This is a genomic window from Luteimonas colneyensis, assembly GCF_014836665.1.
Taxonomy (GTDB): Bacteria; Pseudomonadota; Gammaproteobacteria; order Xanthomonadales; family Xanthomonadaceae; genus Luteimonas; species Luteimonas colneyensis.
In genome coordinates this window covers 1-8,939 of the sequence record NZ_JACSQJ010000005.1, presented here as the reverse complement: position 1 = coordinate 8,939, position 8,939 = coordinate 1, and the positions used below count along the sequence as shown (strand labels likewise).

Sequence of the window (8,939 nt, the reverse complement as noted above, 5' to 3'; positions counted from 1 at the left end):
CGCAAATGGGCCTGGGTGGTCGCAGCTGTAGCGCCCCCCCCCCCCCGGCCCGCACGCCCAGGGTCTACAATGGCCCCATGGCGCTGCGCATCAACGAGCTCTGCATCAACTGCGACGTCTGCGAGCCTGCGTGTCCGAACGAGGCCATCTCGCAGGGAGAAACCGTCTACGTCATCGATCCAGCGCGCTGCACCGAATGCGTGGGTCATTTCGACGAGGCGCAGTGCGTCGTCGTCTGCCCGGTCGAGTGCATCGACCCGGATCCCGACAACCCCGAAACCCACGACCAGCTGCTGGCCAAGCTCCTGCGGCTGACGGAGAAGGCTGCATGAGGCCGATGATCCTGCTGCGCCGGATGGCGCTGCCGCTGCTGCTCGCCCTGGTTCCAGCGAGCCTGGTGGCGGCCGCCGATGGCCAGGCGCCACGGGCCGCCGCGCACGCTGCCCCGGCGCCCGCTGCCACGCCTCCGGGCGCCGCGATCGCGTCGGCGCACGCGCTGGCCACCGACGCCGGCATGGAGGTGCTGGCCGACGGCGGCAACGCCTTCGACGCGGCGATCGCGGTGTCGGCGGTGCTGTCGGTGGTCGAGCCGATCAGCTCCGGCATCGGCGGCGGCGGCTTCTTCCTGCTGCACGACGCGAAGAGCGGGCGCGACGTCTTCGTTGACGCGCGCGAGACTTCGCCCGCGGCCGCGACGCCGGAGCGCTACCTCGACGCCGACGGCGAATTCGACCGCGACCGCGCCACCAACGGCGCCTGGTCCGCCGGCATCCCGGGCCTGCCCGCGGCCTTCGTCCACATCCAGCAGCAGTACGGCAGGTTGCCGCTGTCGCGCACGCTGGCGCCGGCGATCCGCATCGCCCGCGAAGGTTTCCCGGTCTACGGGCGCATGGCGCGCGGCTACGAGGCACGGCGCGCGGTGATGGAGCGTTACCCGGGCACGCGCGAGGTCTACCTGGCCGGCGGACGCCCGATCCGCGAAGGCGACCTGTTCCGCCAGCCCGACCTCGCGCGCACCCTGGAACTGCTGGCCGAACACGGCTTCGACGGCTTCTACGCCGGCGATGTCGGCGCGAAGCTGGTCGCGGGAGTCAACGCCGAAGGCGGGCAGTGGACCGCCGCCGAACTCGCCGCCTACCGCGTGCGCGAGCGCGAGCCGGTGCGCTTCCGCTACCGCGACTGGGACATCGTCACCGCGCCGCCGCCGTCGTCGGGCGGCATCGCGCTGGCGCAGATGCTGCAGATCCTGGCGCCGTACGACCTCGCCGGCATGGACGAGGCGCATCGCACCCACCTGGTCGTCGAGTCGATGCGCCGCGCCTTCCGCGACCGCACCTTCTACCTGGGCGATCCCGATTTCGTGGACGTGCCGCAGCGCCTGCTCACGAGTCCCGACTACGCCGCCGGCCTGCGCGCCACCATCCATCCGGAGCGCGCGACCCCCAGCGAGCTGCTGTCCGGCGCGGCGACGCCGCTCGAGGACGAGGAGACCACGCACTTCTCGATCATCGACGCCGAGGGCAACCGCGTCGGCGCGACCCAGACGGTCAACCTGCTGTACGGCTCCGGCCTGGTGGCGCCGGGCACCGGCGTGCTGCTCAACAACGAGATGGACGACTTCGCGCTCAAGCCGGGCACGCCGAACGCCTTCGGCGTCATGGGCTTCGACGCCAACGCGCCGGAGCCCGGCAAGCGCATGCTGAGTTCGATGGTGCCGACCTTCATGCTGTCCGACGACCGGATCGCCGTGCTCGGCACGCCGGGCGGCAGCCGCATCATCACCATGGTGCTGCTGGGCGTGCTCGGCTACGACGCGGGGCTGTCGGCGGCCGACGTCGCCGCGCTGCCGCGCTACCACCACCAGTGGATGCCGGACGCGATCCAGGCCGAGGCCGGCACCTTCGACGTCGCGACCGCGAAGGCACTGCGTGCGATGGGCCACACAGTGGTGCGCCCCGAGGACGAAGTGGCCGAGGGCCGCCGCTCCAGCGATGCCTGGGGCAACTTCCAGACCGTGGCCTGGGACATCGCCGGCAACCGCATGGAGGCGGGCACCGACCCGCGCAACCCCGTAGGCAAGGCCGAAGTCCGCACCACCGGCCCCTGACCCGGGCGCCATCGGCCGCTGACCATGAATCTGCAGGCCAACGAGGGACAGTGGCGAATGGGCACGAGGATACCCGCATGAAACTCTGGTCGATCGAAGGCAATACCCAGCGGCTCGACGGCGGCTCCATGTTCGGCAACGCGCCGCGGACGATGTGGTCGAAGTGGATGCAGCCGGACGCGGAGAACCGCATCCAGCTCGCCACGCGTGCGCTGCTGGCGACGCCGCTCAACGGCCGCACGGTGCTGTTCGAGGCCGGCATCGGTGCCTTCTTCGAGCCGAAGCTGCGCGAGCGCTACGCCATCGGCGGCGACGGCCACGTGCTGCTGGACTCGCTGCGCGAGGCCGGGTTCGGCCACGAGGACGTCGACGTGGTGGTGCTGAGCCACCTGCATTTCGACCACGCCGGCGGACTGCTGTCGGCCTGGGAGGAGGGTCGGGACCCGGAGCTGCTGTTCCCCAGGGCCACCTTCGTCATCGGTCGCGAGCAGTGGGAGCGCGCGCACGACCCGCACCCGCGCGACCGCGCCAGCTACATCCCGGCGCTGCTGCCGCTGCTCGAGTCCAGCGGCCGCGTGGAGCTGGTCGACGGCGAGCGCACGCCGGCGCTGGGCGATGCCGTGCGCTTCCACTGGAGCCACGGCCACACGCCGGGGATGATGCTCGCCGAGATCCTCGGGCCTGAGCGCCGCGACGACGGCCATCACGGCGGCGTCGTGTTCTGCGCCGACCTCGTGCCCGGCCTGCCCTGGGTGCACGTGCCGATCACCATGGGCTACGACCGCTGCGCCGAGACCCTGATCGACGAGAAGCAGGCCTTCCTCGACGACGCGTTCGCGCGCGGCGTGCACCTGTATTTCACCCACGATCCGGACTGCGCGCTCGCGGGGCTCGAGCGCGACGCACGCGGCCGCTTCAGCGGCGTGCACCAGGTGCGGCGACTGCAGGCGCGCAGCCTCGGAGCCACCGGCCCGGGCTGAGGATCAGCCCGCCCCCGCGCGGTGCAGCAGCCAGGCCAGGCAGCCGGCGAGCAGGGTGGCGAGCGCGGCGATCGTCCACGGCAACCAGACCAGCCAGGCGGCGCGCGGCCCGCGTCGCGGAATCCCCGCGTCGTCTTTGCCGGGATCCGGCACCAGCTGCAGCTTCGGTGTGGGCGAGGTGGGGTCCGGCATGCCATCGCGCGAGGTCGCCTGGCCGTGCGCCGCTCCGTTCCGCAGTCCCGGCGGCCGCTGCGCGAGCGTGGGCGATGCAGGCATCGGCGGCAGCAGCGTCGCCGGCAGGGCGAGGCGATAACCCTCGCCGTAGATGGTCTGCAGGACGTTGCCGTGGGGGTCGCCCAGCGCCACGCGAAGGCGGCGCATGACCTTGGACACCGCGCTGTCGAAGACGACATCGACGCCCGGCCAGGCCTCGGCGATCAGGCTTGCGCGCGGCACCACGGAATCGGCCTGCCGCAGCAGGCACTCCAGCACCGCCAGCGCGCGGGCATCCAGCTCCATGCGGCGCTCACCGGCATGCAGGCTCCGGGACGCGGGCACGAGGCGGTAGCGGCCGAACAGCCATTCCCTCGCCGGCGGTGCGCTGGCGTGCGGGAGCGGGCCCTCGGGGGCCGGAGGCGTCGGCGGGAGCGGAGCGGTGGCCACATCCCGGGCAACGCGGGATGCCAGGCGGGCAGGACAGCGCGGACGCGCGCCCTGCGCCCGCGCGACGCCCCTCAGGCGCGGGTGCCGAAGATCTTGTCGCCGGCGTCGCCGAGGCCGGGGAGGATGTAGCCGAGATCGTTCAGGCGCTCGTCGATCGAGGCCACGTAGACCTCCACGTCCGGATGACGGGCCTCGAGCGCCCGCAGGCCCTCCGGTGCGGCCACCAGGAACAGCCCCTTGATCCGCGTGCAGCCGGCCTTCTTCAGCATGTCGACCGTGGCCACCAGCGTGCCGCCCGTGGCCAGCATCGGGTCGAGGATCAGCGCGGTGCGGTCGGCCATGTCGCCCACCAGGTTCTCGTAGTAGGCCATGGCTTCGAGCGTGGATTCGTCGCGGCGGATGCCGACCACGCCGACCTTGGCTGCGGGGATCAGCTCCAGCACGCCGGGCAGCATGCCCAGGCCTGCGCGCAGGATCGGCACCAGGGTGATCTTGCGGCCCTTGATGCGGCGCACGCGCACCGGGCCGGCCCAGCCTTCGACCTCGGCGTCCTCGCACTCGAGGTCGGCGGTGGCCTCGTAGGTGAGCAGCGCCGCGACCTCGCCCGCCAGCTCGCGGAAGGTCTTGGTGCTGTTGTCGGCGCGGCGCATGAGGCCGAGCTTGTGCTGCACGAGGGGATGGCGGGCTTCGACGATCTTCAACGTGGTGGAGCCTCGGGAGGGATGCCGGCAGTCTGCAACAAAGTCGCCGCCGCGTGCATGCCGGCCACGAAAAAGCCGGCCCCTTGGCCGGCTTCCCCGTGGATCGGTGGGCAGGTGCGCCCGGTTCAGAACGCCCAGCGCATGACCAGCTGGTAGCTGGGGCCGGCTTCTTCGGTCTCCAGCTCGAACTCGTCGTAGTCGCGCGCGAACTGGTCTTCGATGGTGTTGAACTTGTGGAAGACCTCGTCCTTCGAGGCATCCAGCAGGTTGGCCGCGGTGAAGCGCAGCGAGAAACTGCTGCCGAACCGCTTCTCGACGAAGGCTTCGAGGTCCTCGCCGTAGCTGATGGTGACCTCTTCGCCGACGATGCGCTCGTAGGCGTCGCCCTGCTTGCGGTACGACAGGCCGAAGCTGGCGTCGAGCGTCGGCAGGTCCTGGATGAAGCCGACGTTGAAGGTCGACCTGGCCTGGTTGTTGAAGCGGCGCCCGCCCATGAAATCGTCGACGTCGGACTTCACGTAGGCGTAGTTCATGAACACGCCGGTGTTCTCCATGCCGAAGGCCGCGAGCGGGGTGGAGACGTCGAACTCGAGGCCGTAGACCTTGCCGTCGCCGACGTTGGCCGAAGTGAACACCCAGCTGTTGGCGGGCTCGGCGGCCATGGCCTCCTCGACGGTGGCGTACTCGCCGTCGTCGACCATGTCCTCCCAGGTGCCGATCATTTCATCGCTGGGCTCGCCGGTGTTGACCAGCTCGATCAGGTTGTCGATGTCGCGGTAGAAGAGGTTGATGCCGACCACGCCGCGGCGGCCGAGGCGGCGCTCGTAGCCGAGGTCGAGGCCGTTGGCGGTCTCCGGGTCGAGGTGCGGGTTGCCGATGTAGTCGTTGTCGCCATACTCGCCGTCGAGCAGCGCGGGGATCAGCTCGTTGAAGTCCGGGCGCTTGACGCTCCGCGCCAGCGACAGGCTGATGCGGTCGGCGTCGGTCAGGTCCCACTTCAGGTGCAGCGATGGCAGCAGCTCGGCGTAGTCCTTGGACACCCGGACCAGGTCGCCGTCCTGGCTGGATTCGATGTCGGAATCGGTGCGCTCGTAGCGCAGGCCCGCTTCCCAGGCCATCACGCCGACGCCGCCGGAGAACATCAGGTACGGATCGATCCGCGTCTCCTCGATCAGGCTGCCGACCGCGGTGTCGGGCTCGTACACCACCGGGTCGCCCTCGTTGGCGGCGGCGAATTCGTAGTAGGCGTGGTCGATTTCACGCTCCTTGGCGCGGTAGTCGACGCCGAACTCCATCTCGGTGCCGCCGAGCCAGCGCTTGTGCGCGACCTTGAAGCTGGTCTCGGTGTCGCTGGCGTCGATGTCCAGGCGCTCGGCCTCGGACTCGTCCCATTCGCCGTCGACGTAGGCGTGCGCCTCTTCCGTCTCCACGCTGCTGTCCTCGAACTTCGCGTAGTCGAAGTCCAGCGCGGTGGTGCCGCCGGCCATGTCGAAGCGGTACTCGGCGCCGATGCCCCAGTTCTTCTGGTCCACGGTGCTGAAGCCGGGGACGTCGGCGGTGATCACCTCGCCGTCGTCGTATTCCTCCTCGTACGACATTTCGGTCACGTCGCGGTCGGTCTTGACGTAGAAGCCGTCGATGCTCAACCGCCCGCTGTCGCCGACGTCCGCGGTCCAGGAGACGTTGCCGGAGTAGTCGCGGCCGTCCTTGATCTCCTCCTGGTCCTCCCAGCTGACCAGTTCCTCCATCGACGGGTCCGAGAAGCGGTCGGAGCGCTTGAGCTTCCCGCGGTAGCGGTCCTGCACGTTGATGCCGCCCAGGATGCGGCCGCCCAGGGCCTCGCCGCTGGCGACGGCACCGAAGGACGGGTTGACCTCGCCGTCGTCCCAGCGGGTCGCACCCAGGCGCAGGTAACCGCCGTCGAACTCGTAGGCGTCGCGCAGGATGATGTTGATCGCGCCGGCGACGGCGTCGCCGGAGCGGTTGGCGCTGTTGCTGCGCAGGACCTCGATGCGGTCGACCATCTCGGCCGGGATGCGGTCGATCCAGAACGAACGGTCGTCGCCGGCGCCGGGCACCTTCTTGCCGTTGATCAGCACCTGGGTGTAACCGCCGGCGAGGCCGCGCAGCTGCACGCCGTCGTATTCCATGACGTCGGAGCCGACGAAGGCGGCGCCGGGCACGCGCTTGACCATGTCGCCGACGGTCGTGGGCTCGAAGCGCTGGAAGTATTCGAGGTCGTAGCTCAGCACCGGCTCGATGTCCTGGGTGCGGTTGCGATAGGCGATCTCACCCTGCACCACGACCGTATCGAGCTGCCTGGGGTCGGGGGCCGCATCTGCGGAGCCGTCGGGGGCCGTGTCCTGGGCGAACGCGGCGGGTGCCGCCAGCGCGAACAGGAGCGCCTGCGAAAGGAGGGTGGTCTTGAGGGTCTTGCGGGTCATGCGAGGGAGGCCCCGGTACGTAGTCATCCGGGTATTGAATGTCGCTCCCATGGCAGGAGTGTGACCGCGGGCGAACGGGAGCCTGCGCGCGGCATGTGCCCGAGGCCCGTGCTTCCGGTCCGCTGCAACGCGACCGTCATACAGCGGCCGGAAACTTTGCGGTTTCATGACACTCCTTCCGCAAGGTCGATCCACGATGCCCAGGCACCTGCTGTCCGTTGCTGTCCTCACGTTCCTGTTCGCGCTGCTGCTTGCGCCGCCGTCCGCGGCGGGCGCGGAGGGATCGGCGACGGCCGCGTCCCGCGCGGTCGAGCCGAACACGCTCGTGCCCGCGGGCGACCTGCGCTACGCACCGGCCGCGCATCCCGATCGCATCGTCGCCTCGCCTGCGGGCGATCCTGCGCGCGGCTTCCAGGTGTCGTGGCGCACGGCGGCGGGCGTGCAGGCGCCGAAGCTGGAACTCGTGGTGGCGGGCGATTCGCCCGACCTGGGCGAGCCGCGCCGCCTGGAGGCGCGCACCTCGGTGTTCCGGACCGGGAACGGCGTCGGCCACCAGCACCGGGTGGACGTCGACGGACTGCAGCCGGACACGCTGTACGCCTTCCGCGTGCAGGGCGCCGGCGGCTGGTGGAGCCCGTGGCGGCAGCTGCGCACCGCGGCCGCGCCCGGCACGCCGCTGGAGTTCCTGTACTTCGGCGACACCCAGAACAAGAACGCCAGCCTCGGCAGCCGCGTGCTGCTGGAAGCGCTCCGGCATGCACCCGAGGCCCGCCTGGCACTGTTCGCCGGCGACCTGGTCAGCGGTGGCGACGGCGAGGACGACAACGAATGGGGCGAGTGGTTCGATATCGTCGCGCCGGTCGCGGCGACCATGCTGGTGGCGCCGGCGATGGGCAACCACGAGTACGCGGAGGAATTCGAGGACACGCCGCAGGAGCGCCGCGTCATGGGCGCGCACTGGTCGCACGCGTTCGCGCTGGCTGGCAACGGCGCGGACGGCGCTGAGGCCTCGACCTACTGGTTCGACATGCACGACGCGCGCTTCGTGGTGCTCGACGGCACCTCCGCCCTCGACCTCGGCACCGCGCGCGCGCAGGCGGCGTGGCTGGACGGCGTGCTGCGCGACGCCGCGTCGGGTGACAGCCCGCGCGCCTGGACCATCGTCGTCGTGCACCAGCCGATGTTCTCGCCGCGCCAGGACCGCGACAACGCGCTGCTGCGCAAGCACGTGCTGCCGGTGCTCGAGCGCCATCGCGTCGACCTGGTGCTGCAGGGGCACGACCACGTCTATGGCCGCCGCGGCGGGCTGGTGGAAGGGCAGGGCACGCCGCAGTACGTGGTCAGCGTGGCCGGCGCCAAGCAGTACCGGCTCTCGCCCGAGGCGCGCGCCACGATGGCGCCGGTGGCCGAGGACACCCAGCTGTTCCAGGTGGTGCGCATCGACGGCGACGTGCTGCGCTACGAGGCGCGCACCGCCACCGGACGGCTGTACGACGCGTTTTCCATCGAGGGCGACCGGGCATCGGGCCGGCGCATCGTCGAGCACGTTGAAGGCCGCATCGACCAGCGCGACTGCATCCGCGCAGCCACCCTCAAGGGCCGCGCCGACCGCTGCTGGGAATGACGGCGACGGCGAGCATGCGCGGCTGCATCGCCGCCGCATGCCCGGCCCCGGGGGCACGCGCCCGGCCCCCGCACCGCGTACGGAGCCCCGGCATCGAAGCCTTCTTCCGCGCGTACAAGCAGCTCCCCGCCAAAGCGGCCGGCAGCGTCAGCCTGCAGGGCTGGGGCGACGCGGCCGAGGCGCTTCGGATGCTGGACGAAGCCGCGGCGCGCCATCGCGGCGCAAAAAAAAGAGGTTCATTTCCCAAGTGAGTAGGCTCGCGGTCGAGCCTGACTGTGGTGATGCTGGATTGGCATCTGCTGCGGCCAGAGATGCTTGCGGGGTTGGCAAGTCGGCTCCGTGATGGTGTACGCGGCCCGTCGCGCACACAGGGGGTGTGCTCCCCCGGCATCTCCGCGTCCTGCTCCCACTGCCGGCCGC

At 70.8% G+C, this 8,939-nt stretch carries 8 protein-coding genes; 5 read left to right on the top strand and 3 right to left on the bottom strand.

Going from position 1 to position 8,939, the window contains the following annotated elements; all coding sequences use genetic code 11:
• Positions 1-77 precede the first annotated feature (77 nt).
• The 3 genes from H9645_RS09550 (at position 78) to H9645_RS09540 (ending at position 3,087) form a co-directional block, all read left to right on the top strand.
• The gene (locus tag H9645_RS09550; RefSeq protein ID WP_191729481.1) at positions 78-332 is read left to right on the top strand and encodes a YfhL family 4Fe-4S dicluster ferredoxin; all 255 of its coding nucleotides are present in this window, start codon (positions 78-80) and stop codon (positions 330-332) included.
• Between the two features lie 5 nt (positions 333-337).
• On the top strand, positions 338-2,107 hold the full coding sequence (gene ggt / locus H9645_RS09545; RefSeq protein ID WP_191729653.1) for a gamma-glutamyltransferase: 1,770 nt from the start codon (positions 338-340) through the stop codon (positions 2,105-2,107).
• Between the two features lie 77 nt (positions 2,108-2,184).
• Complete coding sequence (locus tag H9645_RS09540; RefSeq protein ID WP_191729480.1) at positions 2,185-3,087, top strand: MBL fold metallo-hydrolase; 903 nt, start codon at positions 2,185-2,187, stop codon at positions 3,085-3,087.
• A 3-nt stretch (positions 3,088-3,090) separates the two neighbouring features.
• Here the strand turns inward: H9645_RS09540 and H9645_RS09535 are convergent, their stop codons facing one another.
• The 3 genes from H9645_RS09535 to H9645_RS09525 form a co-directional block, all read right to left on the bottom strand.
• A complete protein-coding gene (locus H9645_RS09535) occupies positions 3,091-3,606 on the bottom strand; it encodes a winged helix-turn-helix domain-containing protein (protein ID WP_191729479.1) in 516 nt (171 codons plus the stop codon).
• Between the two features lie 215 nt (positions 3,607-3,821).
• A complete protein-coding gene (gene upp, locus H9645_RS09530; RefSeq protein WP_191729478.1) occupies positions 3,822-4,451 on the bottom strand; it encodes a uracil phosphoribosyltransferase in 630 nt (209 codons plus the stop codon).
• 125 nt (positions 4,452-4,576) lie between these two features.
• Positions 4,577-6,895: a TonB-dependent receptor plug domain-containing protein gene (locus H9645_RS09525; protein WP_191729477.1), complete on the bottom strand. Its 2,319-nt coding sequence runs from the start codon at positions 6,893-6,895 to the stop codon at positions 4,577-4,579.
• A 196-nt stretch (positions 6,896-7,091) separates the two neighbouring features.
• Here H9645_RS09525 and H9645_RS09520 point away from each other — a divergent pair, with 196 nt between their 5' ends.
• On the top strand, positions 7,092-8,519 hold the full coding sequence (locus tag H9645_RS09520; protein ID WP_191729476.1) for a purple acid phosphatase family protein: 1,428 nt from the start codon (positions 7,092-7,094) through the stop codon (positions 8,517-8,519).
• Complete coding sequence (locus H9645_RS09515) at positions 8,516-8,770, top strand: inorganic diphosphatase (RefSeq protein ID WP_191729475.1); 255 nt, start codon at positions 8,516-8,518, stop codon at positions 8,768-8,770. Before H9645_RS09520 ends, H9645_RS09515 begins: the two co-directional genes overlap by 4 nt.
• Positions 8,771-8,939: the final 169 nt, after the last annotated feature.